At 59.2% G+C, this 26,374-nt stretch carries 20 protein-coding genes and 1 pseudogene; 6 read left to right on the forward strand and 15 right to left on the reverse strand.

The window, feature by feature from the left end:
• Nucleotides 1–85 precede the first annotated feature (85 nt).
• The 5 genes from FJ490_RS26030 (at nt 86) to FJ490_RS26050 (ending at nt 6,001) form a co-directional block, all read left to right on the forward strand.
• Nucleotides 86–406, forward strand: a complete 321-nt coding sequence (locus FJ490_RS26030; RefSeq protein ID WP_064993342.1) for a hypothetical protein — start codon at nt 86–88, stop codon at nt 404–406.
• Complete coding sequence (locus tag FJ490_RS26035; protein ID WP_140698298.1) at nt 403–3,525, forward strand: hypothetical protein; 3,123 nt, start codon at nt 403–405, stop codon at nt 3,523–3,525. Before FJ490_RS26030 ends, FJ490_RS26035 begins: the two co-directional genes overlap by 4 nt.
• Complete coding sequence (locus FJ490_RS26040; protein WP_064993340.1) at nt 3,526–4,287, forward strand: hypothetical protein; 762 nt, start codon at nt 3,526–3,528, stop codon at nt 4,285–4,287. It abuts the gene before it with no gap.
• 158 nt (nt 4,288–4,445) lie between these two features.
• Nucleotides 4,446–5,579 (forward strand): hypothetical protein, encoded by a 1,134-nt coding sequence (locus FJ490_RS26045; protein ID WP_140739804.1) that lies wholly within the window; start codon nt 4,446–4,448, stop codon nt 5,577–5,579.
• On the forward strand, nt 5,579–6,001 hold the full coding sequence (locus FJ490_RS26050) for an ASCH domain-containing protein (protein ID WP_064993338.1): 423 nt from the start codon (nt 5,579–5,581) through the stop codon (nt 5,999–6,001). The genes FJ490_RS26045 and FJ490_RS26050 overlap by 1 nt, the downstream gene beginning before the upstream one ends.
• 967 nt (nt 6,002–6,968) lie before the next feature.
• Here the strand turns inward: FJ490_RS26050 and FJ490_RS26055 are convergent.
• The 4 genes and pseudogenes from FJ490_RS26055 to FJ490_RS26075 form a co-directional block, all read right to left on the reverse strand.
• Nucleotides 6,969–7,931, reverse strand: coding sequence for a hypothetical protein (locus tag FJ490_RS26055; RefSeq protein WP_224655961.1), 963 nt, complete (start codon nt 7,929–7,931; stop codon nt 6,969–6,971).
• Between the two features lie 158 nt (nt 7,932–8,089).
• A pseudogene (locus tag FJ490_RS26060) lies at nt 8,090–9,334 on the reverse strand (HipA domain-containing protein).
• The gene (locus FJ490_RS26065) at nt 9,327–9,662 is read right to left on the reverse strand and encodes a helix-turn-helix transcriptional regulator (protein ID WP_013533370.1); all 336 of its coding nucleotides are present in this window, start codon (nt 9,660–9,662) and stop codon (nt 9,327–9,329) included. The pseudogene FJ490_RS26060 and the gene FJ490_RS26065 overlap by 8 nt, the downstream one beginning before the upstream one ends.
• Before the next feature lie 589 nt (nt 9,663–10,251).
• Nucleotides 10,252–11,160 (reverse strand): hypothetical protein, encoded by a 909-nt coding sequence (locus tag FJ490_RS26075; RefSeq protein ID WP_064993336.1) that lies wholly within the window; start codon nt 11,158–11,160, stop codon nt 10,252–10,254.
• 1,925 nt (nt 11,161–13,085) lie between these two features.
• Between FJ490_RS26075 and FJ490_RS26080 the strand changes: the two genes are divergently transcribed.
• Entirely contained in the window at nt 13,086–13,829 is a 744-nt protein-coding gene (locus FJ490_RS26080) for a class I SAM-dependent methyltransferase (protein ID WP_064993335.1), read from the forward strand.
• 471 nt (nt 13,830–14,300) lie between these two features.
• On the opposite strand, the gene FJ490_RS26085 is transcribed toward FJ490_RS26080, so the two are convergent.
• From FJ490_RS26085 to FJ490_RS26135, 11 genes are all read right to left on the reverse strand, one after another.
• Entirely contained in the window at nt 14,301–15,728 is a 1,428-nt protein-coding gene (locus FJ490_RS26085) for a hypothetical protein (RefSeq protein ID WP_064993334.1), read from the reverse strand.
• Between the two features lie 427 nt (nt 15,729–16,155).
• Nucleotides 16,156–17,187, reverse strand: coding sequence for a class I SAM-dependent methyltransferase (locus FJ490_RS26090; RefSeq protein WP_064993333.1), 1,032 nt, complete (start codon nt 17,185–17,187; stop codon nt 16,156–16,158).
• A gap of 649 nt (nt 17,188–17,836) precedes the next feature.
• Complete coding sequence (locus FJ490_RS26095; RefSeq protein WP_064993332.1) at nt 17,837–18,718, reverse strand: 50S ribosomal protein L11 methyltransferase; 882 nt, start codon at nt 18,716–18,718, stop codon at nt 17,837–17,839.
• A gap of 469 nt (nt 18,719–19,187) precedes the next feature.
• Nucleotides 19,188–19,991 (reverse strand): arginine deiminase family protein, encoded by an 804-nt coding sequence (locus FJ490_RS26100; RefSeq protein WP_064993331.1) that lies wholly within the window; start codon nt 19,989–19,991, stop codon nt 19,188–19,190.
• 15 nt (nt 19,992–20,006) lie between these two features.
• The gene (locus FJ490_RS26105) at nt 20,007–20,993 is read right to left on the reverse strand and encodes an arginine deiminase-related protein (RefSeq protein WP_064993330.1); all 987 of its coding nucleotides are present in this window, start codon (nt 20,991–20,993) and stop codon (nt 20,007–20,009) included.
• Complete coding sequence (locus tag FJ490_RS26110; protein WP_064993329.1) at nt 20,990–22,063, reverse strand: ornithine cyclodeaminase; 1,074 nt, start codon at nt 22,061–22,063, stop codon at nt 20,990–20,992. The genes FJ490_RS26105 and FJ490_RS26110 overlap by 4 nt, the downstream gene beginning before the upstream one ends.
• Nucleotides 22,064–22,066: 3 nt before the next feature.
• Entirely contained in the window at nt 22,067–22,987 is a 921-nt protein-coding gene (gene rocF / locus FJ490_RS26115; protein WP_064993328.1) for an arginase, read from the reverse strand.
• 44 nt (nt 22,988–23,031) lie between these two features.
• Nucleotides 23,032–23,838, reverse strand: coding sequence for an ABC transporter permease (locus FJ490_RS26120; RefSeq protein WP_064993358.1), 807 nt, complete (start codon nt 23,836–23,838; stop codon nt 23,032–23,034).
• Nucleotides 23,838–24,551 (reverse strand): ABC transporter permease, encoded by a 714-nt coding sequence (locus FJ490_RS26125; protein WP_198327675.1) that lies wholly within the window; start codon nt 24,549–24,551, stop codon nt 23,838–23,840. The genes FJ490_RS26120 and FJ490_RS26125 overlap by 1 nt, the downstream gene beginning before the upstream one ends.
• A 173-nt stretch (nt 24,552–24,724) precedes the next feature.
• The gene (locus FJ490_RS26130; protein WP_064993327.1) at nt 24,725–25,507 is read right to left on the reverse strand and encodes a transporter substrate-binding domain-containing protein; all 783 of its coding nucleotides are present in this window, start codon (nt 25,505–25,507) and stop codon (nt 24,725–24,727) included.
• A gap of 44 nt (nt 25,508–25,551) precedes the next feature.
• Nucleotides 25,552–26,364, reverse strand: coding sequence for an ABC transporter ATP-binding protein (locus tag FJ490_RS26135; RefSeq protein ID WP_064993326.1), 813 nt, complete (start codon nt 26,362–26,364; stop codon nt 25,552–25,554).
• Nucleotides 26,365–26,374: the final 10 nt, after the last annotated feature.

Raw genomic sequence — 26,374 nt, forward strand, 5'->3', positions numbered from 1 at the left:
CATTAATACACAGCGCCACTGAGACTTAAATTGCTGGTCAGAGTGCCGAAGATATAGTAGAGGATGTTTAGCTGGGAGGGAGCTTATGGGGATCATCGAGACAGCAGCGCTGGGCGCCGTCGGCGGCATTCTGCCGGATATCATCAAGGCCATTCGCAAGCGCTTTGAGTCGACGCCGTCATATATCAAATCAAGCTACTATTGGTTCAGTGTGGTGTTGTTGGCGATCATCGGTGCGGTCGCGTCGATAGCGGCTCATGCCGGAACCGCTCAGGAAGCGCTGGCCTACGGAGCCAGTTCGTTCGCACTCCTCACACAGGTCGTGGGACAGACTGAGGAGAAGCATCTGGGAGGCGCGGACGAGGCGAGCCTGATACGCCAGATTCGCACCTGGTGGGGTTCGTGAAGCTCGCTGAAGCTTCCTCCCCGTCAAACCTTTTTCGGCGCTTCATTCGATTGACGGGTGCAGGTCCGGATCGCGACATTGGGCTTCCCTGGTTGCGGCTGCCATTCCTGGACCGCCCGTTCGACCTTTGGTCGCGAGATTCCAGATTGGCACTCAGGTCTGCTTTTCCAGCAGGCGAGATTGCCGCGGCGCTCGACGAACGCATGTTTGAGGATCGCGAACCGCTCTTCTTAAGGATCGGCGCGGGCGCCAGGGAATCCGCCGTCCCGTGGGAAGCGTTCCAGGCGGAAATCAGTCCGCTCAACCGCCACAAGCTCGCGCCCGTGCGGACTGTCGATGATGATCGCAGCTTCGGGTTCGCGGCGGTGCCGGAACGTATGAGAGTGCTTGCATTGGTCGGGCATCCAGGACCCGAACGCGCTTTTGACCCGCAAGCAGCCCATGATTTCCTTGCTGAAACCCTTGCGGCAGCCGCTACCGCGAGCGGCCGTATCGACGAATACGACCTGCTCCAGCTTCGCGCTGATGACCTCGACGCAGCAGTGGCGCTGGCACGGACGTTGAGGCCGAATGTGGTCATCTTCTTCGGCATCGGGCAAAGGGCACCCGCGCCGCAACTGCGCACGGCAGATGGCGACGACGGCTGGATGGCCGTTTCCGCGCTAGCGCAACGATTGTTTCCAACACCTCATTCGGCGCCGCCGTTCTGGATTTTCTGGGCCTGCTCACTCGGCGAACATGATGAGCAGACCTCCCAAAGTGTCGAGGGAGGTGCGGCGCTAACAGCGCTGCGCCAAAGCGGGGGTATTTCGGTCCTCGCCATGCGCTCGCGTATCCGCGTGCGCGCGGCACGCATCATGATCGAGGCGCTTTTGGGATCTTTCGCATCGGGAGAGCCTTTGGAGGTGGCGGCCGCCGTTAGCCGTGCTGCGGCTCTCAACGCCGATGTGATCTCTGACGGCCGGATGGACTACGCCGCGCCCGCCGTCTGGTCGCTTAGCGAGCCCGTGGACGCCGTCAGCTGGGGTGACGAGCCAGCGTTTCCGGCGTCCTGGGTGGCAGTGCGTCTTTTGTCAGGCGCCAACGAACTTCCCGCGCTTGCAAACGGGGTGGCTCCGATCGATGAGACGTCGTCGGCGCTCGCCCGCACCTGGACCCGGCCCGGTCGATATTTTGCGGTAACCGGTTCCGCGTCAATCGATCCGGGATCGCGCGCGCGGCTGCTTTCAGTTGGCGCAGCCCTGCGTCGTGATACAGGTCGGCCGGTCGTTCCGGTTTTGCCACGCTCAGGCGCGACTTTTGATCAACGCCTGCGGTTGTGGGCTGAGGACGCCTTTCGCCAGCTTGACCCCCGGCACCATGATCGCGAGATCGCCCAGGCAATTGCCGCCATTCGGGACACAGGTCTAAACGGGCTTGCCCGACTCCTTGCAATCCCCGACATTGTCGTTTTGCTGGGGGAAGTTCCCGATTCAGCGGTCGCATGGGACGTGCTTGTGACTGCGGCGGCGCTGAGTTCGGTGGTAGTCGCAGGTTCCGCTGTCCCTGACGCGGCCCGGCAATGGGCGATCGATCAGCTTATGATGGACATGGCCAACGAAGAGATCGAAGCCGCGGTGCGCGCGGAGCCATTGGTGTCGGCTATCCTGAGCGTCTCCGAGCGGGCGCTGGCCATGGGTGATGTCGGGCGCATAACTGGCGTGGAAGCAGCCCGACTTACCCGGCTCGATCCCTTTTGCGTACGCGTTGCAGGACAACGGGTGCTTGCAGAGACGGTTCGGCGCACCATGCTGCGATTGTTGCCGTCCGAAACAGTTGATGCAGCCCATCGCTCCTGCATAACAATGCTGCTTGATCGGCCGGTAGAGCACGATTTCGGCGCGCTGGTCGAAGTTGTTCGTCACTATGCTTCACTAAGAGAGGGAAGTCAGGCCGCAGAAGCGATCAATGCCGCTTGGCTTGCGGCTGGCGCTGGCTGGTCGATCTCGGATCGGGCACGACTGTTTGATCAAGCAACGCAAAGCCGCGTCTTGGTCGACGAGCTCGCCGCCGCCCCGTGGTTCTCAATCTGCGAAGCCGCCATTGTCTTGCAGCAATTCGCACTGGTCCGCACCATGCTTAGCGGCCGTAACTTTTCCACGCCTGTCGAAAAGGCGCGAAAACATGCGATGTTGTCGGAGTGTTTCAAGGCTGACGCCACGCAACCGCCAGCGCAACAAGCGATGCGCCGCGAGGCTGCGGCAGCGGTGGCCGAAGCCCAGGCGGCCGTCGACGCTGGTATCGCCGATGCCGCCGTCCAGTTGTCACAGTATCGCAACAACCTTGCCCGCATCAGCCAGTATTTTGATCATGACTATGATGGCGCGCTTGCGGTCTATGACACGATCCTCAAGGAGGTCGGGCCCTCAGCCTTCGCGAATCCAATCTTCGGGCACCTCTTTGCGGCGGCCAGCCGCAATGCTGCCGAATGCGTTCTCGATCCAGCCATGCGTCCGCTCGATCCGGTTATCCGCGACCGCGCCGAAGCACTTGTTCAGCAGGGCCTCGAGGTGGCCCGAGCGCTTCACCTTGCTGAAGTGGAAATGGAACTTCGCTACACTAGGGCACGCATCGCGGAGGCCGCCAATGACGATCAGACCGCTGCCCTTATTCTAGCCGGACTGTCCGATGGCGAGGCGCAACGCCGCTATCCGCTTCTCGCAGCCATCGCGGCGGACAGGTTGGCTTGGAACGAGATGCGCACCGGTCATCGCCGGTTCAGTTGGGACGATGCGCGCGCCAGGCTTCGGACATTGCGCTTGTTCGAGCATGCCTGGGCGCAACGGGTTGTCATAAGGAACCGCATAGATTGCGCGGATTGTCTGGCAGCAAGGGGCGCGCCGGATCGCGAGACCGCGATCGAGCTGCTCAAGGACAATGTGGCCGACATCAGACGCCTGCCAGGGCTGACAGGAGACGAAGACGCGCAGCGCGCGGCAAAAACCCATGCCGGCCTGGATGTCCTCACCGCGTCCGGGGGGACGGTTTGGGCCGCTTTTCTAGAATCCCCCCTGGCCGCCAAGGTGCCCGAGCCGTGGAAGCGGGGGACCGCCGAAGAAATCTGGCAAGGGAGGATCTGAATGGGAACGGGGGGATTTGGGGGCGGCAGCGGCTCGCTCGGCGGCGGAGGCGCCGGGTCGGCAGGATCGGGCGGTTCCCTGTTGCGGGCCATCACGTATCTGCGCGACATCGCACGAATGCTGACGGCCGACGGCGATCAGGCACGACTAACGCGCGAGATCAATGCATTGCTACGCGAACGAGGACGCGCGGGCTTCATGGCGGGGCTATTTCAAGACCCCTTTGCGACCACACTGCTCGACAGGTTGATAGAACTCAGCAGGGCAATGCAAGGGCAAAGATGGTCTGGCATCTTGGATCAGAGCGGCGTTGCCAAAGGTTCAGGATCGATCACCGCCTATTGCGACGTGGCGATTGACCAAGCTTTGCGCGAGCATGGCGACGCCGTCGATGAAAGGCATATCGACCGCGTCGGTCTGGCGTTTCGCTCGTTTCTTGCAACCGCCCTTGCGGGCGATAACCTGGCGGTGGCCGAACGAGGCGATGCGGCAGCGGTAGAAGTGGCCTTCGATCGGACCCGCTTCGCCGACCCGAATGACATTCGTCGCGGCTTTCTCGGGCAAATCATTGCCAAAAGCATTGTCGGTGAATCCTGCATAGACCTCGGGGCGTCGGAGTTGTCGGTCGAGCGCGCCGCCAATACGATCGCCGCCGCTATCCAGCAACGCTTTGAGGAGAAATTCGTCCGCACCCGCAAGGCTGCCAGCGGCGATCTGCTGGCGACCATAGGTGCCAACTATTCGAAACTGGTAATCGGATGATGAGCACGCCTCGGACCATTCCCGCCCATATCGAGATCGTCAAGGCGCCGCGGCGGGAGACACAGGTCATCGACCTCGACCTTGCAAGCATCCAGTGGCACAACGCGGCCGGCCTCGGTCCGCTTGGGCTCGATCCCCGAGCGCTTGATCTCCTGGAAGTGGCGCGCCTCGTCTGGGAAGTGGAGCGCTATATTCCCAAGCGTATTTCGAGCCAGCGCGTTCGATCGGTAAAGGTGGCTGTTTCGGTGCGCGAACCCTCAGCATGGACGACCGCAACCCATGCAGCCCTAACGGCGATCCTGCGCTTATTGGGCAACGCTGAATGGACGTTCGCGGTCTCCAAGCGAAAGACCTCGAACGCGCTCGATCGGCTTTCGTTGAATGGCTCACACACAGATCGCGTTCAGACCACCGCGTTGTTTTCGGCGGGCCTCGACAGCACCAGCGGGCTGGACTGGCTGCGCCGCAACGACACCGACGCTGCGCTCGCTTCCTTTTATGGCGCCAAGGCAAGGCAAACGGAGTTGGCCGATCAATTCGCTTTCAAACGCCATGTCCAGGTAGGATGCACGTGGTCCAATGGACGACGACGCATCGGCGGGCAGTTTCAATATCGCTCTTTCCTGTTCCTTGCGCTCGGCGCGTTGGTCGCGCGTTCCTATGGCGCCACGACGTTGCTCCAGTTCGAAAACGGCCCTTTGGCGATCGCGATGCCACCGGCGGCGACCTATCGGATGACCCGCCATGCACATCCCATGCTGCACACCTTGGCGAGCGGTCTGTTCTCAAACCTCTTCGGCGAACCGTTGTCGGTTCAGAACCCGTTTTTGACCACAACCAAACGCGAAGCCGCCGAGGCGATGAAGGCGCATCTTGGTGCCAAGCGGTTCGATAAGGCCATCCTCGAAACCGAGACCTGTTGGAACCTGGCGTCGCGCCAGGTGCTCGGCGCCATTACCAAGCGCATCGGTCAACCATGCGGACTTTGCATTCCCTGCGCGGTGCGCAGAACCGCTTTGCGCGGCCGAGATGTCCCGCACGCGGTCGATCTGACATCCAAAAAGGACCCGCACTTCACTGACGGCGATGCGCGTATCCATATCGACGCTTATCTGGCATGGGCACGAAAGCTCACCGCATCGTCCTATGGACCCGAGCGCTTCGCGTTCGAAGCGCCGCAGATCGTGCGAGAGGCGGTTACACATTCCCAGGGCAAGCTGACGATGGCAGAGATTTTTGACATCGAGCAACGCTTCGCCCGCGAGTTGATCGAGACGTTTCCGGTGCCTTGATGACCATTATCGGCCTACCGAATTTTCTTGTAGCACTCAGCATCAAGCAGCCCTGGGCGGAACTGATTTTGCTGGGCCGCAAAACCATCGAAGTGAGAAGCTGGCCGACCGACTTCCGGGGGCCGTTGATCTTGCACACCGGCAAGAAGCCGGAGCTGGAAGCCCTGTTTCGATATCCCGATATCGACGCAAGCTACTTGGGTGGGTTCGTCGGCGTGGCCGAGCTGGTGAACGTCGAACTGTTCACCCATGCCAGCTGGAGCCGTCTCAGGTCGGAGCATATGGTGCCTGGCCCTATGCCAGGCGAAGCCTTTGGCTGGCGTTTTCGGCATGTCCGCCGGTTGAAACGGCCAGTAGATGCCAGCGGCAGTCTCAAGTTGTTCCCAGTTTCGGAGAACGCAAGACAGGCCATGGAATTCTGACACGCGGACCGTCACGCCTGCTTTTGGCGCAGCGCAAACCCCGGTTCCGTCGTTTAATTCGCCTCGGACGCTGGCCACCGCAATGGCCGTTCCTGGTGCCTATCGAGAAGCCCGCGGCGTAGACCTATACAGGCGATGCGATGAAAGGGCTTGAGATCGAAAATCTCGGGCTCTGCAGGGCAGAAGTTGATCGCAAACGCTCATGGTCCCCTTACGCCCCAGCATTTACACGGGGCGCGAGCGCATGGCGTTCGTAGTCGAGGAGCAACCCGCATCTTCACTAGGCGTGCCTGCGATAAAGTCTTCAAGAAGCGCCCAAGAGAACAAACCTGGGAAGGAGTTGCGCGACCTCACCGGAGTGGTCGAGTCCGAATTTGTCCTCCCGCTCTACGCCGGTGACAACACGAACCGGGGCGCAGCAGATCGTCGTGGTCCTTGTGGCAAGAGCGGCTAGTCCCAGCAGCCCAAATCGGATTGCATCCAGGTTGAGCCATTGGTGGGATCGCGCCGAATCGTATTTTTCGATGGGACACCCCGGCCGGATGTCTCATGCCGTCTAAATCAATAGCATCCCGCATGATGGGCGTTTTGGCGGGTAAATTCCGGAAGTTTACTCTAAGTTTTTGATTTTATTGATAATATGGCGGAGAGAGCGGGGCCTGGCGATACAACTCCTCGGATAACTGATGTCAGCCTCCGAGGCTTCGTATCTAGCCTGAACCCGGGCGGCCGCCATTTTGGCCTCAAGGCGCGGCCTTCCCCAGCGTATCGGTATACGACACTACCGGACGGGGCCGAATACGTTTCGGCAGACGATCTGAATTTTCGTCCCCTGTCGGTGGTGATAGTGGGCATCAGCGCGGCGTGGCCGCGTTCAGTCTCCTGCGTTCCATCTTTCTGCCTAATCGTGCCGTGTCTGGTGTCGCCGGCCGTTTCCCCACGATGCTCATGTTCGGTGGTCACCGGATCAGTTGCCTCCTCTGATGCGTCGCTCCTCACCGATCGGGATGATCCAGCCGCCAGCGCGGTCAGGCCGAGAAAAATCATCGGGACCCCCTATCTGCGTCAGGCGGATGCGAACGGTTTGCAGCTCCGCGTCGATAGCGGCACGGATGAGATCGCGCTCGATGCCGACGAAGACCGGCCGGAGATTGAGGCGAGCGAGCGCCTCCTGATCGGCGGGCGCAACGTCGGTGTCAGCGACGGGTCCGGCACGGGTGACGATCCCTCCGATCAGTCCGCCCATGGTCGTGGCCTTTTCCAGCTCTCTCACCAACGTGGCATCCAGCAGCGCTCGGGCGCGTTGGAGATCCCCTTGGAGTCTTCGCGCGAACGGCTGGTGTGTGAGGCCGCGAAGCGCACTGGCTAGCTCAGCGTGCCCAAGCGACTTGATGAGATTGGCGATATGGAGGCGGAGAAGCCCGATGAAGAGCGCGTCTTTCTCCTCCGGCTTGATCGGCTCGCCTTCATCGATCGGATCGCGGACTGAGAGGTGGGCGTCCGTCGGATTTGGCGCCGCCATCCCCCAGCGGGTCGCGATGGCAATGCGCTTCACTGTGATCTTGCGGCCTCCAGCGGTGATATCTATCCGTCCGGCCTGAGCCCAGGCGCGGTTCAACGCTTTGGCCGGGCCGCCATTATCGTGGCAACCTTTCGCTTCGGCCACGGTCAAGGAGGACAGGTCGGATGCGCAGGCGATCCAGTCGGGCAGATCGCCGCGGGACAAGCGCGTGACTTTGACCTGCCGGCGGCGATCGAGGTCGATGATGCGGCTGCCGAGATGCGCGAAGATCGAAAGGTTGAAGTAGCGTTCCAGATAGGCGCGGGCAACGAAGCGGCCGAACAAGCCGGATAGCGCGACCTTCACCTCGCGGGCTTGCCCAAGCGGTTCCCGGAAGATGAAGGGCGTACCCGCGCCGGTTGGCGTCAACAGCGCGTCCAGGATAGACCACGCGCCATATGCAGCCCCTGGCGTCTGCAACACTTCGCGAATCCCGGCGTCCTCGATCTCCGAGACGTCGAGGTCGACGGTCGCGCCCGCGACAGGGCTGAATGTTGGCGGATCGAAATTGTGGAGGAAGGTCCTCGTCATAGCGCCAGCGCCAGCTTGGGATCGTCATGCTCGAAAGCGCTGGCCATTCGGCTGATTTCCGCCGATCGAGCGCCGACCGCCTTGGCTGTATCGCGCCAGGTCGCTGTCACGGTCGCGACCTCTTTGATAATCGCGCGGGCCTGCGGCAGGGTGAGCGCGAAAAATATCGACGCGTTCAAGCAGATCGAGCGAACAGGTGCCCTCATCGAGATCGATGTTCGTCGTCAGCACCCGGGCCTTGAGATCTGTCGGGACGGGATTGAGGTCGTATGCCGGCGAGAGAGACCACCCCGCCTTTCCCAGCCATAGGAAACCGTGATTGCGGAGGTGGTCGTCGACATTGGAAACCAGCACATTGAAGACGACCCGCCGATAGAGGGCATGCGCGTCCGTCTTCCCCTGGGCGCCGTGTTGAGCAAGGGCATCGACGATCTCCGGATAGCTGCCGCGCTCACCGTCCTTGGCGCCCATCATCGCCATCGCCGACAGGAACGGGATGCGGCTCGCACCGTCACGATCGAAGCGTCGCGACAACATGACTGGCTTGCCGGCGACCTCGATCAGCTCGTGTTGAGGCGTGGCAATACCTGCCTGGCCGGCCAGCCGCAGCGCGATCTGTTCCCAGGTCTCCATACTGTAGTCGTCGGTCTCCTTCGGGAATTTCGCTATGGAGAGGTGACCATGTTGGTCGATAACCGAGGCCTTCGGTCGGGCACCGCCCAGGGAGGAGCCTGGGGCAAAGATGAGCTGCAAGTCTTCATCCGTTTCCTCGTCTCGGAGGATCGTTCGGTGATCTGGAGCAAACGGCCAAGCTCGATTAAAGCAGGAACGCCCGTGCGGATCGGCGCTTGGAAAATCTCTTCGCCGACCCAGCGGAAGCGGAGGGCGCCAAGTCGCGTCTCGTCGGCGACGCTGAGCAGGTAGTCGCTTTCTACAAGCGTGCGAACCGCGCGGCCTTCTTGGTCGGCGAGGCGGCGTTCGGCGCGCTGCATGAGGCGCCGGCCCCAGGTATCCGGCGCTGAGTCGCCGATGGAGCCGAAAGTCACAAGACCTGCAGGGGGGGCGAAGGCTCCGCGGGTCAAAGCAAGAGCTGGCTCTAGCGAGAAGCGGTCCGGATCCTCAAGCCATGCTCCGTCATACTCGAAGAGGATGGTCTCGGTTCCCCGGACGCGATTGCTCCTCGCCAGTCCGATCGGGCGTGTGCGGCCGTCCAAATCGATATGGACCTCGAAGTCAGCCATCGCGCGACGATCCGGTTGGCCGCTGGAGGTGGACATGCTTGGGCAGGTCGGCACTGGCGAGCGCCTGACCGACGCTGTCGTTGCTGATGTCGGCGACCTGGCCCAGGCCCTCAAGGAGGCCGAGGGCCTGCAGGACGCCGGCATAGATGCCGACGCTGACGTTGGTGTCCCCGGCTTCGACCCTTTGCAGAGTCGAGCGAGAAGTGAAGGCGCGCTCGGCTACCACCGCCATCGGCAGCCGTCGGCGTCGACGGGCATCATGAATGTCAGCCCCAAGCTTGCGCAGCACGCGCCGCACCGCAGCCGGAGGGTTGTGTGGAGTGGGCATTATGTCACCTTCGCGCTACAGATTGGTCCGTTATGTAGCACGAAGACTACAATTCATCTAGCCCTTGAAGCCTCATCTCAATGGAGAACGAAGTTCTATTACCGCCGTCGTGACGGCATCGACGGGACCCCCCAGTCGTCGGCGATCGCGGCGAGCGTGGTCATCACGTCATCGAAGCTCGTTCGGACGACCTGAGTGAAAGGAGCGTCTGTCTCCGTCACTATGCGGTCGATCTGGGCAAGTGCAGGCGAGAGAGCGGCCGCGATGCGAACGGGTCATCTCGGCATGACGGAGAAATAGCATAGCATCGGCGCACATCGAGCCTCGCTTTTGCTTCGGGTGAACCAGTGAAGCACGACCGTGCCGCGATGCTGTGGGAGATACGACCGTGCCGCGATGCTGTGGGAGATATTGTTCGTGCAGGTGCGGCCGCTGCCCGCCTTAAAAACTGTCAAGAAAGGTGGCGAGCGCCCAGACCCGTATCAGGATCCACTAAGGCTCGGGTATTCAGGCTCCGCGCCTCCGACGCGACCATGCTCTGAAGCCGCACCTCCAAGATAATAGGTTTTCCTTCGCCGGATGGAGGCGGTCAGAAATCCAACGCTTTGGCCAGCATCGGTTCAAGAACCAGATCCGGCCGACCTCCCTTTTCGCGAAGCTCCATTGCCCTTATGATCTTCGTGCCTTCATGGCTGTGCTTCCAGTCCCGAGACGCTTCGGCCGCGACGACGAGGTAGTCGGTCTGGCCGCAGACGGTTTCCTTCCAATCACCGCCGCGTTCGCAAATCATCTCAGCGATTACCTTTCGCGGGCCAATGGCGAATTTTCCCGTGAGGACGAACATCCGACTCGGAATTACGAGCCGGCTTGCATCCTCCAAGGCGCCGTCAATGACACCCACATTGCCGAAGGTAGGCAGCCCCGTATCTGTCGCGCTGTCGCCGACAAGATGGGCAATCCACCCGCATATGTCTTCTGCCTCCTCGGCGGTTATGCGACGGTCAGAAATAGACCTTCTGGCAGTTTCTCCGAGAGACGCCACGCGGCTGTCTCTCTGCAGGACCACACTCGAGTCCAACCTGGACAGCAGTCTTTCGACCTCTGCGGGCGTGATGGAGTTGTCGCAGGCGATACCGGCACAGAACCCGTAGAACTCGTTGACTTCGTCCTTCTCGTCAGCGGCGATAAACTCCCGCGAGCGTATGCCGACTATTGTTTCAAGGATGGCGTAGATCTCTTCGGGCGCGTTACCCCACACATCCAGATCGCGAATGAGCTCGGCAGCATCGTCGTCGTGAAGAAGGGACAGGAACTGCTCAGCTTCGACCCTGAGTGGCGGCATCTCCGCGCTCTCGACCCGCTCGCTGGCCATCACGCCCTTCAAGAACCCGAGCCAGTACCCCAACGCCTTCCGGTGATTTGCCTGCGCATGGATTCTACCGAGCGCGGCCCCTTCGTGTTCGAGTTTACCGCCCCTTCCGCGGAACACTTCAACCATTGTCGCCCCCTCGACTCTTGGTTTCGATCTTAGCAGACATCAGAACACTCATCTATCCGCCGACCAGACAACGCGTGCCTAAACCGGAAGGCCTATCCCGTTAGCTCCCTGCTTTCGAGATGGTAGGGCCAGGTTGCCACCCCAGGAACGGCGTTTCGGCCGAGCGGTCGACCAAAGAAGACGCTCTGGACTCACCAAGGATCAGGCGCCTGAACCCGCTGCCTCCGACGCGCTCTGTCTCTCGCCCAGCCGTGCTCGTCCGCAAGGGACGCTCCGCTCAAGCCCTTGCGGACTGCGCGCGCCTGCGCATGGCGGGACGCGCGACGGCGGCTCCGGAGATCAGGCTTGGTTCCAGACCGCTTCGTGCGGGGAGCTAAAGCTCGAGATCGCCCTTTCGCCTACTGTGCCGACACCGTTCTGTCCCTGGCGCTGCCGTGCTCTTTGATTAAATCTGCCGAATTCTCGCGTATCCTGCGGCCGCGCATGTGAGCACAAGGTGGCGCCGGCGCTTCGACGAGCCACCCCACAAAAACCAGCGTCGGGATGGCGACCGAAATGCTGAGGCAAGAGACCGCCACTCCAGAATGAAAAGTTCGTCATGCATTCCCATGCCGTTATTGCGTCCCTGCCAGTCGCCGGGGCCGACCGTACTGTCCTTATCGAGGCCGCCAACACCGCGCTCGAAAGAGCCATAAGCGCATTGAGCCCGCCAACGAGAAGCTGACTCGCACCCTTTGGGATGCCGAGTCCTATATCCATAATGAAATCACCGCAGACATGTTGCCGATTTCACGGGACGACGCTGCGTACTTCGTGGACGTGTTCCTGATGCATCATGTCATTGGATTGGCTGTCGCAGCAGACGAAGAGGCCGCTGATATCCCGGCCGTGACCTCGCCGGAGGTGGCTGGACCTGCCTGCTGCAATCTCGCGGGCAGCGCAATCAATACAGCGGTCTATTGTAGCAGACGCTTTATGAAGGCGAACCTCGACGATCTCGTGCGGCGCTGCGCCGGCCCGACCCGCCGATTCAAGCGGAGTGGTGCTGAGGTTGCAGGAAAATGCCCCCCGCAGGACTCCTGGAGGGCAGGCACGGGCTGGGTGCCGTGCTCGTGGGCTGGAGGCGCGTCACAGCGGCGCAGGCCCCGCACCCGGAGGGCGTCATGACGATGACGGAGGCCGCCCCCCTTCCTTGGAGTCCATCACTACACCCTGAGATTCCTGGTGGATTCGGGATACGTCGAAACGACCTCGTGAGAGGGAAACTGGGCGCAAGAACACTCGGGCCGAATTCACTACGGCCGTGGCAGCACGGCCGCTCCAGAACGATTTCGTCCAAGCCAGGAACGGGCCAGGAGACTGGGACGCGGTTCGAGTCCTTGCCCCCGGCTCTCGGAAGCAGGATTTAACCCTGCGATCCGCACCTCGATGGGGAACAGTCGCAAAGTGCAACCGAAGCTTTTGAGCAAGTGCTCACGGCTGAAATCGGAATCCGCCGGGGACTATGGATGTATCTTCGGCACGGCGACTTCAAAGGAACCGCCTCGTTATGGGCCAAAACGTTTGTGATGACGTAAAGGTCAGGCCAGAGTTGCCACTCCCCGCACGCGGTGTCCCTCAGAGGCGCCTTTCGCGACCAGAATCGTCTGATCTTTTGTCGGAACCCTGACAAAGCCGTGTCGTTGCAAACAGACAGAAGCGGAGACTAAGAGCCAATATAGTGAACTAAACCGACTCTTTGAATTGGCTTGGCTCTTGCATTTTGAATCGGCGTTCATTCCGCAACGGAGCCGTTCGATGTCCGGAGCCCGACCAGAGCGACACCCTTCGACCATTTCCTGTTGCGGAACGAGCGGCGTTATTTCCGAGCCGATTGCATACGAAGTAATTGCTAAAATCTTTAAATCAATCTCACAGGAGGAGAAATGGCTGACGAATTCATCTACGACGAAAATTGGTCGGCAATGTATGAGCTACTTACATTGCTGCGAGGTAAGAATGATGAGGTCGGCGAGACTGTCGCCTTTCTTCAGCGATTTTCCAGCGGAGGGAGTGCTCTTGAACTCGGCATTGGCGACGGACGCGTGGCGGTGCCGTTGAGCGAGCGAGGCGTCAAGGTCGAAGGTATCGACAATTCGGACAGCATGTTGAACCTTCTCGCCAAGCGTACTGGCCTGATTAAGTTTTGGAAGGCAGATATTTCAAGATTTAGATCGGAGCACCGCTACAACTTGGTGTATTGCGTTTGGAATACATTCACGCAGGCCGTCACGCGCGAAGCGCAAATAGCTTGCCTCCGATCTGCCGTGGAGGCGTTAGATGATGGAGGGAATTTGGTGATAGATGTAGGCGTGCCGCCCTTGGATGGTTTCGTCAACGGCCAGAAAATTTCCACGCTCGTTGTGGATCATGAGAATACGATCATCGCTGCTGATGTGCACGATCCGCTAACCCAAAAATTGGTCTCAACCCTCCTCTGGTTTTCTGGTACGTCGGTCAAACGATTGCCCAATCGCGTTCGTTACGTCTATCATCAGGAACTCGATACCATGGCCGAATGCGTAGGGCTCAAGCTGGCGGAGCGTTGGGGAGATTGGGCAGGAGGTGCGTTCACCGAACAGTCCAAACGTCATATCTCTGTTTACCGCCGAGCGACGACCGGTCTATAAAATGAGTTATCTCCAACTAATGTAAGGCAACCCCCCCCCGGGCGGGTGATAAAGCCTGGCAGAGCCTCATTGAAACGACCGTGAGGTTGATGTGAGCGGAACAAGCGAGCTTGGCGGCATAAGAGTCTATGATCGGTTCTACCTATTCGCAATATGGTCTGTAGGAGTCAGCAGCGCGAAGCGCGAACGTGCATCAGCGAACAAGCGCGGCTCACGAACTCCGATGCCTTAACAACTCGATCGCGCGCCGAACGACCTCGCTGGCTTCCTGCAAGCACTTGACCACCTGACGCCGAAGGCCACTTCGATCGGAAAGTGCTGTCAGCATAATTCGGCCGTCGGCAATCGCCAATGCGCACGCATGGCTCGCACAGGTCTTCAAAGCGCATCGGCGATGGAAGGCCCAACAGCGATGTCCATGCCTTCAGTGAAATGACCAAATCTGAACGGCGTCAGCTTCGCGCTCACAGATCAACGGGAGGGTCCAATTACATCCTGTTCTGGCTGCTGAGCGCCAGCGAGCCAAATGGGGCGATCCTCCAATGCTGTTTCCTTTGCAAGCCGTTTGCACAACGTTTGCCAGAGGGGATCGCCGGCGAATGCTGGCAAGCTGCCCCATGCCTCCCTCAAAGGTATCTCGCCATAGCAGTCGATTAACCGCCCAAAATCGCAGCCAAGCTGGGTCATAAGACTGAACGGATCGATTCGACCCGGCGAGATCGTGCGATGCCCCCACAGACTCGGCTCTTGGTCAGACCCCAGCGAGACGGACAAGCTACTATTTGCAGGTGACGGAAACTCAGAGAGAGTAGACAGCAAGGCATAGCGCATAATCGGATAGTAAACGATCTGGCGACTGCCGCCGAGCACCCGCACTCCAGGGAGTATCGATGTTACAAAGAATGACAGGAGCATACTGGGTATGATTTCATGCTCGTTCAACGATTGGAGAAGCGCGTCAGGTGCGCACTGTACAGAGAAGGTCCCGCTTTCGTTCAAAAACAGGCCATCGCGCAGCCGCAGGGGAAATATGCGCCCCCCTAAAAAATGCCAAAAGAAGTCGGTTGTCGTCTTTGCCCAGCCGGCCCATTGGCCGCAATCAAACGACACGAAATGATTGAGCAGCCTCTTCGCAAAAGAGCTTGGTCCAAACAGCGTTGACGAAAGCCACGATGACGGGTCGCGAAGATGCTGGGCGACTAGGTCGCCCACGTCCAAATCATCGAACTGCAACAACTGTAGATCCGATGCGAAGAAACGGCGCCAGAGGCTCTGATTGGCTGTCTTGATAGCATCGGCGGCCGAGAGAAACTCATCATCGGGCAGGGCTCTTTTCAATTGCGCGGCCAGTTGGCTCGCGATCCTCGTCTGTTTGGCGCTCGTCAGAGCAAAGCGCTGCGGCGCATGACGTCCGCAAACACTGAGTCGACCCATTTTTCTGTTTGACAGCCCGAAGAGATTGAAGTGCTGACCTCCAAGCCGCAGCCAACCGGGGCCTTTCTTGTCGCTTTCTTGGAATTTTACAGTTGAACTCGAATGAGTCACATACCAGCTGTCTTTATGGGAGCGCAGCCCCATGGCACTAAAGATATGCGTGTAGAACGCATCGGGTTCAAAAGCCAGGTAACAGTGTGGGCCGGTCTGAATGACCGGTCGGCTTCGAAGCTGTGCACCGAGTTTTTCAATCTGCTGATGCCCATAGCCCAGACGAGAGGCACAATCTGCAAGTCGTAACTCCATCTGCTCTAGAGCATGCATACGGACAGGATCGGCGGCGGCGGGCTTAGCGTCATAAGCGGCATGCGCATACGCACGTGTCGGAAGCGTCGAGTAACGCGAGATGTGTGGCATAAGCCAAACCAATGCTTCAGCGACGGGTTTTGGAGATGGCGATTTCATAACACGTCATCCGGTGGGCTGTTGGGCTACCGTTTTGCTTGGTGGACAGATGAGAATACCGACTGTCCAAACCACGACGATGACAACTCCGAAATACGGGAGCCCGGCCGAGGGCAACAGCGTATCGCCGGCAAGTGCAGTCAAACCATACACAACCAATCCAAACCCCGTTGCAAGGGTTTGGATGCGCGCTGGCCGATCGACGGGAACCGCAATAAAGCCGACTGCGCCGCTGGTAACAATTGGATCATCCTTCCCGACAAAGTAATGAGGTGACTGTCTGTACGCTGTTGGTTTCAAGAAGCGCGAGCCATGTCGCGGACATGAAATACGAGTACCTGCCGATATTGGAGGCAAGCCACTGGCCAAGAATGTACTGGTCGTAACAATGGCATTTTAGGACGCGTTGGTCGTTGGCCGGCTTCGCTCAGCTTCCGGACGCTGCCAGGCGGCGGAACGGCGGGGGTTCGAAGGCCAATCCCGGCAGCGAAGCCGGGGTTTCTGTATAGACGTATTCATTTGGAATGCAGGGTGGGGCCATCGCCGAAATTACACGCCGAAGATTGTCCGCGTTGTTGCTAGCGGCAAGTGTGTAGAAATTGCCAGAATTCCATGTCACGCATCCGTATTTGAAGTGCGCGGCCACCGACTCTGACATTTCAGATAGCGTCGTCTCATTGAGGTTCATTTGCTTAAGAATGGATTCAGTTTTCTTTTTGATATCATCCTGAGTGAAGAAGCGCGCTTTATATCCGTAGTCTTTCTGGAGCTCCCGGCTCAAGTATGAGATGTCGTCGTCTTGCCGAAATTTTTCGAAGAAGAAGAATATCCCACCGTCTTTCAAGTGACGTTTCACAAAGCCAATCTGCGCCTTTCGATTGGGCGAATACATTTGAAATGTGGTGTCCTCCAAGATGATGTCGAATCCGTCGGCAAAGTGCCTGAGCGCCAACGTCCCAACCATTCGGCTCCGGGTCAAGTGATGAAATGGGCCGAGGAAGAATGTTGCATGCGCGGGCCGTCCGTGCAGAAAGAAGCTTTCCTCGTTTTCCTTATTGGGACTGCATGAAAGGGTCTGAATCTTGCCGTTACCCAGCTGGGCAAGCGTTCGAGCGAGTGTGCCTTCGGCGGCCCCCAGCAGATAGAACCGAGCCGGGAGGGTCTCATCCGCGATAGCGTCTGCATATCGCAAGAAGGCATCGCCAACTCGAACCTCCTCCTCAAGACGATAAGGAATGCTGGCATGATAGTGAGGGTCGAAGCGGCCCCAGATCTGGCGATGCGCGCCGGTGAAGCTTTGCAGCGACGCATCCCCTTGGAAAAGGCGCGCATCAACGCTCGGAACTTTGATCGGGGCTCCTGATCGCCCTGCTGCGGTCGCCGAAAAGAAATCGGCCATTTCATTCAATCGTGGTGCCTTATCGCAGTCCTTGAAAAAGTCTCCCACCCGCTGTTCCATTCCGCTCTTCCCAAGTGAATTGTTCGACGCACAGCTCCGGTACTTCGCGCATGGCTCCGTCACTAGACGCATCCGAGGCAGGCCGGCTTCGCCATAGTTATATCACATCACAATAAGTACTAATGTAAAAGTTAAGCTAAAATCAAATATAGGTCGCGACTTGGAAACAACACACTCTGGACATTAATTAACAATCTGCGCAAGGAGTGTTAGACTTAGTCCGCAGACCTCAAAATTGGATGTGCACATGAGTTACTCACGCGTTGACCGGTATCGCCTGGTCGAGCTTGCCGGTCCCGGGCAATGATCACGTTGTCGCCAACATGGGGTGATCGCTTTGATCTCCCGCGTCAGCATCCTCCGCGTTGAAGCACTGATTGAGCTCGACACCGGAGAAGCGACCGGCGCCTGCATCGCCGACAATCCCAGCATGTTGACCCGTTATCAGCATGCGACCCAAACAGGCGGAGCGGTAGCCGAGTCTGCCCGGTAAAAGGTCCGGTCAGAGGTCGTATATTCAATACTGGATCGTGATGGCCTGTGCTCACGGGGGATCAGGTAACGTTAGCATCACCAGCCCCCCTGCAGCCGCCCTGTCAGCAGAACCTTCACACATGAACCAAGAGCCGCTTGTCGCTTGCCCTGAACTTCATGTCGAAACCAAATCGATCGACCCAGATTTATCGCCTCTCAAATAATATCTCCGCCCAGATTCGACCGGCATAGGTACTCGTAGAGGGTGAAAAGCCGTTCGCCAATGACTCTTCCGCTCCCTAGAAGAGATGAGAAATTTCCCAAATTGGGCGACAAAATATGAGGTCATTCCATGGCAGAGGCCAGAACTGTGAACGGTAACTTGGTGTTCTACCGGGTCCAGAGCGCTTGGGTCTAGATAATCATAGCTCCTGAAAAGCACGGTTGGCGAGAGACATACCGGATCGTGTAGCGTCTGGATCACCGAGAAATATGAACGTTCAGCAAACAGGTTAAATCCCGAAAGATCAAATCCGCATTGGTTAAAGACGGAATTTTCCTCAAAGGCTTGCACGTCGGTGCAGAGGAACCCGAATTGCTGAATCCGATATGGCATCACTACTGTAGCAGGACTGGCGATTTGGCGGATGTCTTCCGCTATCGATTCATATCCCTCACCAACTACCCCAGAATCCAATGTTTCCGTAAAAATTATGTCAGGCGCCGAAGGAAGGTCGCCGTCCAGAATTGCTTGCCTTGAGGACTTTGCAATCACCGCGATGCGATCCTGCAAATCGTTGTTCCGGATAATCTCCCGCGCCGCCTCAGCAATTCGCTCATCCATCTCGCATGTGAATACCTTTCGGGCGCCATGCCTGGCGAAGAGCATCGCCGGAAGGCCAGCCCCGGTCCCGATTTCCACGACGGTCTTTCCTCTGAGATTACAGGATGCAATGGCCGCCTCTATTGCTGCATTTCGTGCGGAGTCGCGCATCATTCTGAAATGCCAGTTGGGAACCTGGGAATCTGCGTGAGCGCGGGATGGGATTTCGTGCATTTTTAATACCCTCTAAACCCCTATGGTGGGTGAATAAAAGCCAACGATCTCATCGCGAACAGCGATCGAGGGCGTCGCGCGCATTGTAGGGCTGCCTGTCAATCCTCTGAGACGAGCGAATGAGTGTTGCAGCTTGCGAAGGGGAAGCAGCAAGAATGGTGCCAAGGCACGCAAGCGCTAGAGACCCGGCCTGCCAATTCCGTCGCCTACAAAGAGTGCGTGAGTCTGCACCAGTTTTGGGAATGCGCCGGGTACCTGAACTCAGTGCCGATTTGTCGAATCCCCGACACGGTCATCTTTCGGCCTGAGTTCCTTAGCTGGTAGTCGCCCCGAGCCTCGAGCGTGTCGCCGAATACTCCGTCGCTTTACCCGGAGAGAAAGCGTGGCGGCGCGACAATCACGATCGAGGGGAAAGCACGAGTTCTGTTTGTCGTCTAGACGTCTGGGGTAACAAGGGGGGTTGAATGACCTACCTGCAATCCCGGTACCAGCGCAGCGACATACAGGAAAGCCCGGCATCGATCCTCTCGATCTCGGCGGTCTTCAGAGGCACGACCTTGTAACTCGCCTTTTCGAGCATCTCAATCGTGCGCGGGTAGCCCGCGCTGACCATGACGATGTCGTTGACGCGCAGCACGTTCGCCGCAGGCTCTTCGCCTTCCGGGACGATGAACTGGCGGAATTCCTTGAATACGGAAGCCTTCGCGAGGGCAGCGGTCGAAATCACGGTTTCATCGTCGAGCAGCGAGGAGGCCGTCTTGAAATGCAGAACGCCTTTCGGAGTCTCGGCAATCTGGGCCTTCCCGCCGAGTTGCTCGATACAGGAGACAAGGGCCTCTGCCCCGGCCTTGTCGGTGCGATCGGAAAGGCCTATCAGGACGCTATTTGGGGTGTACATGATATCCCCGCCGTCCGCTTGTCCCGGGGTAGGGAGTTCTAGCACGGTGTCGAACATATCGCGCAGGATCGGCGCGATCTCCGCGGTCTCGGCGACCCGGCTTGGCGTGCCGGGACGGAGCAGGATGGCGCCCCCGGTGAAAACGAGCGCCGGGTCTTCGACAAACAGGGAGTCTGGAAAGGCCTCAAGAGACGGCAGGACGCTCACTTCGACACCTGCATGCCGCAAGGCCGCAACGTATGCGTCGTGCTCGCCCTTGACGCCTTCATAGGTAGGACCGCCCCGATCATCGGCGCGTAGGCCGTTGACGACCGAGATCGAGGGTTCGCGAACGATTGCCGAGTTGAACTGATAGACCGATCTGGTTTGCGACATTTCCAATCCTATTTGTCAGTAGTGTTTCGCTGTGCGGCTTGCTTGGGCGGTGAATGACGTCTGTGCGGGCTGCGCCCTGCGCTTCGACAGGTGAATCCCTGCAAGCATGCACCGGACCGATCCACCCGCGAGTTCGATTGTCGAGACATCGAACGGCAATAGTCGCGCGGACTGCTCGATTGCCGATATCTGCTTCGCCTGCAGCGCCGCATGTGCTCGCCCGGAAATGGCAACAATGCGACCATCCGTGCCCTCCAGTTCAATGGCATTGCCGGCGAAGTCTTCGATCTGCTCGATCGAAAGCTCCACGATCTGACGACCGGTTTCCTCCAACCTCGCGACGACTTCCCGCCGCCGCCAGGGATCAGGGATCGACTGCGCCCCTAACAACGCGAAATCGGTGCCGACGCACATCAGGACATTGGTGTGATAGACCGCCTTGCCGCTGCGATCGACTGCGTCAAAGATCATTGGCTCGAAATTGAAGTGCGTGCAGAACCGTTCGAGCGCAACCTCGTTTGCCCTGTTGGAACGCACCACGTAGGCGACACGGGCAATGTGGTCGAGCACCATCGCACCGGTCCCTTCGAGGAAGACCCCGTCCTTCTCGAGGCCGGAATAATCGATGACATCCTGAACCCGGTACTCAGCCTTGAGCATCTCGATGATGTCGGTCCGGCGCTCTTGCCTTCGATTCTCCGAGTACATCGGATAGATCGCGACATGCCCGCCAGAATGGGTCGAAAACCAGTTGTTCGGAAAGACGGAGTCGGGTGTTGCGGCCGACTCATCCTCATAGAGGTGGACAGTGATCCCGGCCTCAGCGAGGCCGTCCGCCATACGCGTGGCTTCTTGATATGCCAGAGCGACCAGATCATCCGGCTTCCGCGTTTCATCGCGCACCTGGAACGTATTGTCTGCCGCAGTGACCGGATTCGGCGTGAAGTGATGAGGGCGGATCATCACGACGGCCCTCGGCGCCTGCATGGATACTTTGCTCATCCCAATGCACCGCTCAGCCGCACTGGAGCCGGTTGGGCGGCGCGCAGGATCATGCCGTACAAGTCGCGGGGTTCATCCGGGTCGGCGAGGAGATCGAGTTCTTCGTAGAGTCCGGTGTCCTTGAGGCGGTCGCGCACATAGCGCAGGGCCGAAAAATCCTCGATCGCGAAGCCCACGGAATCGAACAAAGTGATTTGGCGCTCGTCGCGGCGGCCGGGCTCGTTGCCGGCGATCACCTGCCAGAGCTCGACCACCAAGTGCTCGGGCGCGAGCTGTTGGATTTCGCCTTCGATGCGGGTCTGTGGGGCGTATTCCACGAAGATGTCGGAGCGCAGAAGAATGTCGCGGTGCAGTTCGGTCTTGCCTGGACAGTCGCCGCCGACCGCGTTGATGTGGACGCCGGGGCCAACCATGTTGTCTGTAAGGATGGTGGCACACTGCTTGTCGGCGGTGACGGTGGTAATGATATCGGCGCCTTCCACGGCCTCCTGCGAGGAGGCGCAGGCGGTGATGTCCAGGCCGATGCCGGCGAGGTTCTTCGCGCAGCGGCGCGTGGCAGCAGGATCGACGTCGTAGAGGCGCAGTCGATCGACGCCGACGATGGCCTTGAAGGCGATCGCCTGGAACTCGGACTGTGCGCCGTTGCCGATGATCGCCATGGTGCGAACGCCCTTCGGCGCGAGATGCTTCGCCGCGACCGCCGACATGGCCGCGGTGCGGAGCGCGGTGAGGATGGTCATCTCCGTGAGCAGCATTGGATAGCCGCTTCCGACATCGGCCAGAACGCCGAAGGCGGTGACGGTCTGGCGGCCGGAGCGCGTGTTCTTGGGATGGCCGTTGACATATTTGAAGCCGTAGGTTTCGCCGTCGCTCGTCGGCATCAGCTCGATGACGCCGTCCACGCTGTGGGACGCCACACGCGGCGTCTTGTCGAACAGCTCCCAGCGGCCGAAGTCTTCCTCGATATAGCCGGCGAGGTCGGTCAGGAAGCGCTCCACGCCGATCGTCAGAACCAGCTTCATCATATTGTCCACGCTCACGAAGGGAACGATGTTTAGCTTCTCGGGCATGGTTCAGTGGTTCCTTGTCGGGCGGTCCATGATGCGGCGGCCCATTAGACTGGCGGTGAGGTCGACCATCAGGATCGCGGTGCGGCCGCGCTCGTCGAGGAAGGGGTTGAGCTCGACGAGATCGAGGCTGGTGACGAGGCCGGAATCGTGCAGCATCTCCATCACCAGATGCGCCTCGCGGAAGGTCGCCCCGCCCGGCACGGTCGTGCCCACGGCCGGGGCGATTGACGGGTCTAGGAAATCGACGTCCAGGCTGACATGAAGCATGCCGTCCTCAGCCAGGATGCGCTGGAGAAAAGCGCGTAGCAGAGGAGCGATCCCGTGCTCGTCGATCATGCGCATGTCGTGGACTGTCACCCCGGCGAGTTTCAGCGCCTCACGCTCGGCCGGATCGACGCTGCGCACACCAAGCGTGCAGATGCGCGCCGGATCGACCGCAGCTGGCAGGTCTGGGAAATAGCCGTGAAAGCCTTTTTGCCCGCTGGCGTAGGCGAGCGGGACGCCGTGCAAGTTGCCGCTGACCGTAGTGTCGAGCGTGTGAAAGTCCGGGTGGGCATCCAGCCAAAGCACGAAGAGCGGCCGGCCCAACTCCTTGGCACGACGGGCAACTCCGGACAGCGTGCCGGCAGAGATACTGTGATCGCCGCCGAGAAAGATCGGCATTGCTTCTCGGCTCGCCGCATAGGCAGCTTCGGCGATCGCTCCGGTCCACGCCGAGACCTGCGGCAGCGCCTTCAGGCCGAGGTTCTCATGCGCCACGGGCGGAAGCGGTCCGGGCGCGACCGCCCCTGCGTCCTCCACTTCATGGCCGAGTTCCGTCAGCGCCTGCGCGAGTCCCGCGGCGCGCAACGCGCTCGGTCCCATATCACAGCCCATGCGTCCGGCCCCGTCCTGGACCGCCGCGCCAACGATCCTACACAGCATGTCGCCGCTCCCTATTGCTGCTGGCAGCGCGCTGGTTCGGCGCGTCACCCCACTCGAACCGGGATGCGAGCCTCGATACGGCTGAAAATCCATACGAGCAATCCCGTGAGAACCATGTATGTCAATGCAAGCAGAAGCAATGGCTCGTATATCACCAATGTATCCTGGCGAACGCGAGCTGAAACTGCATAAAGGTCGACAACCGTGATAGTAGCGACGAGCGGTGTCGATTTGAGTTGCATTACTGTTTCACCGGCCAACGTGGGCAACGCCTTGTGGATTGCCTGCGGCAACCAGACCCGGCGAAAAAGCTTCCAGCGGTTCATACCGAAAGCGCGTCCCGCCTCGAGCTGGCCGCTCGGCACGCCGGCAAAAGCACCGCGCATAACCTCGCCTACATAGCCTGCGAAGGACAGCGTTAGAGCCAGTACAGCGTATGGCCACGCCTGGCGAACGAGAGGCCAGATATCGGATTCGCGAATCCATGGATATTGCGGGAAGAGCGAGCCAAGCCCGTAATAGAGCAGCCAAATTTGCAGAAGCAACGGTGTGCCTCGAATGACGGTGCAGAAAGCTTTCGCTGGAAGACTGAGCCAACTAGGGCCCACTACTTGAGCGAGCCCAAGTGGCAATGCCAGAACGAAGCCGAAGACGCAGGTCACGATGAGGATCCAGATCGAACGCCATAAACCAGCAATCGCAAGCATGTAGTAGTCGGCCAACCAGTCCCAACGCATGAAGACGGCTGCTGCGGTGATCAAGACAAGGCCGATCACGATCAATACGACGCGGTGTGGCTCCAACCGTGCGAATGGGCGGCAGTTTGCCGCAACAGTCGTGAAATAGGCCATCAGCGGCTCTCCGCTATCGGCTGCCGGCCGCGCCTTGCCCAATGCTCGACCCGTCCGATGAGGACGTTGGAGATCAAAGTGAGCAGTAGATAAAGCACGCCAGCGGCCATGAAGAAGGTGAAATAGGCCTTTGTAGTGCCCGCAGCCTGCCGTGTTTCCAGAGTCAGTTCATTGAAGCCCACAACGGCCAGAAGTGCTGTGCCTTTGAACGCAACCAGCCAGAGATTTGCGAGACCCGGGATCGCGAAGGGCAGCATCGCCGGCAGAGTAATGCGTCGCATCAGCATCCTTGGGTTCATACCAAAGGCTCGCCCGGCCTCGATTTGGCCTTGCGGCACCGCGAGGATCGCGCCGCGCAGCACCTCCGTTGCGTACGCGCCCTGTACGAAGCCGAGCGCAACGATGCCTGCCATCGGCCCGCTGACGTCGATCCGTCCGTAACCGAGAGTTTCCAGGAGGCGGTTGATCAGGTCCGGAACCGCGAAATAGATAAGCAGAATTAGCACAAGTTCCGGTACCGCGCGGATGAGGGTGGTGTAGACTTGAAGCAAGTCGCGGCGCACAGGTCCGCCGTAAAGCTTGCCAAAAGCACCGCCAATGCCAATAACCAATCCCAAGGCGAATGCGCCGACACCGATCCCAATTGAATTAATGAATCCGCGAACCAGATTTCCGCCCCAGCCAGGCGGCGTAGGTGCAAGCAACTCGAACATGCTGGTCTGCGCCAGCGACAAAAAGACAGAATCGGTCAAGAACGCCTCCACCTTGAGGATTGACCCTCGCCAAGAGCCTGCCGTTCACTGGTGCGTGACGAAGGAGGCCGCCTGCCTCCGACTCAACAGGCAGAAGTATTTCGAGGGTCTACGTAACAGGAGAATTTCGTCTGTCATTCGCCGTAAATGTCGAATGAGAAGTACTTTTTCGTAATTTCATTGTACTTCCCGTTCGCGCGAATCCCCTTGATTGCGGCGTTTATCTTTTCCTTGAGCATGGTGTCTCCCTTGCGCAGACCCGCGCCCGCGCCCGGCGCGAAAATCTCGGGGTCATTGGCAACCTTGCCCTTTATCTCGCAGCAGGCCTTACCCTGGTCAGTCTTCATGAATTGATCAATGGTAAGCGGGCTAGCCAGAATGGCGTCGATCCTGCCGGCGACCAAGTCCTGGTTGGCCTCATCCTGTGTCTGGTACGTCTTCATCTCGGCCAAGCTGTCTTTGAAATGCTTGCTGGCATAGACCTCGGCATTGGTCGAGACCTGAATACCGAGGATCCTGCCCTTGAGGCCCTCAGGGGTAGGATCCACTGCAACGCCCTTGGGACCGGCAATCGTGTACCCGTTATCGCTATAGTACTTGTCGGAGAAATCGATCGTCTTCTTGCGCTTCTCTGTGATTGACATCGAACTCATGATGACATCGATTTTCTTTGACGTCAGGGAAGGAATGATCCCGTCCCAGGCGACCGGAGTGATGACACAATCGAGTTTTGCCTCGGCGCAGATCGCATCAATGATCTCAATTTCCCAGCCGACCCATTTTCCAGAGGCGTCCAGGGACGAGAATGGAGGGTAGGGCTCGGCCGCGATTCCGACCTTCACCTGTTCAGCTTGCGCCATCAAAGTAGATGCGCAGAAGATTGCCGCTGCGGCCGTCAATTTGGAAAGTATTCTCATTGTTTTCCCCTATAAGTCAGATGGTTTAGTCTGTTTTTCAGGCGCTAGCCCACTCTGCGGATGAATTGTTGAAGCCGCTCCGATTTCGGAGATCCGAAGATTGCGTCTGGTGGCCCTTCTTCCTCGACGCGGCCCTCGTGGAGAAATACCACGCGGGTCGCGACCTCGCGGGCAAATTTCATTTCATGCGTGACCAGGATCATGGTGCGACCTTCGCGGGCCAAATCGCCGATTACGCCCAGAACCTCACCGATGAGTTCGGGATCGAGTGATGAAGTCGGTTCGTCGAAGAGCATCACGCGTGGCTGGACCGCGAGAGCGCGCGCGATCGCGCCGCGCTGCTGCTGTCCGCCGGATAAAAATGCCGGGTATACGTGCCGTTTTTCCAGAAGCCCCACTCTCGCAAGCAGTTTCTCGGCTTCGATGATCGCCATTTCACGCTTGACGCCAAGCACATGGACCGGAACCTCGATCACATTTTCGATCAAGGTCATGTGGGTCCAGAGATTGAAGCTCTGAAAGACCATGCCGAGCCGGGAACGTACACGTTCAATCTGCTTTCGGTCCGCCGGGAGGGTGCTGCCATTTCCGTCAGGCTTGAGACGTATTTCCTCGCCGTTCACCCTGATAACGCCGCTGGTGGGGTTTTCCAGGCAGTTGATGCAGCGAAGTAAAGTGGATTTGCCGGAGCCGCTGCCCCCGATAATCGCCACCACATCGCCGTCGCGCGCAGATAGCGAGACCCCCTTCAACACATGAAGGGCGCCAAACTTCTTGTGCAAGTCCTCGACATGGATCGCCTCCGCGGCCGTGTCCGTCACCGCGTGGCGAGGAATTGCCATGATCGTGGCCGTCATTGCTGTGCGC

It is taken from the genome of Mesorhizobium sp. B2-5-11 (assembly GCF_006440835.1).
GTDB lineage: Bacteria > Pseudomonadota > Alphaproteobacteria > Rhizobiales > Rhizobiaceae > Mesorhizobium.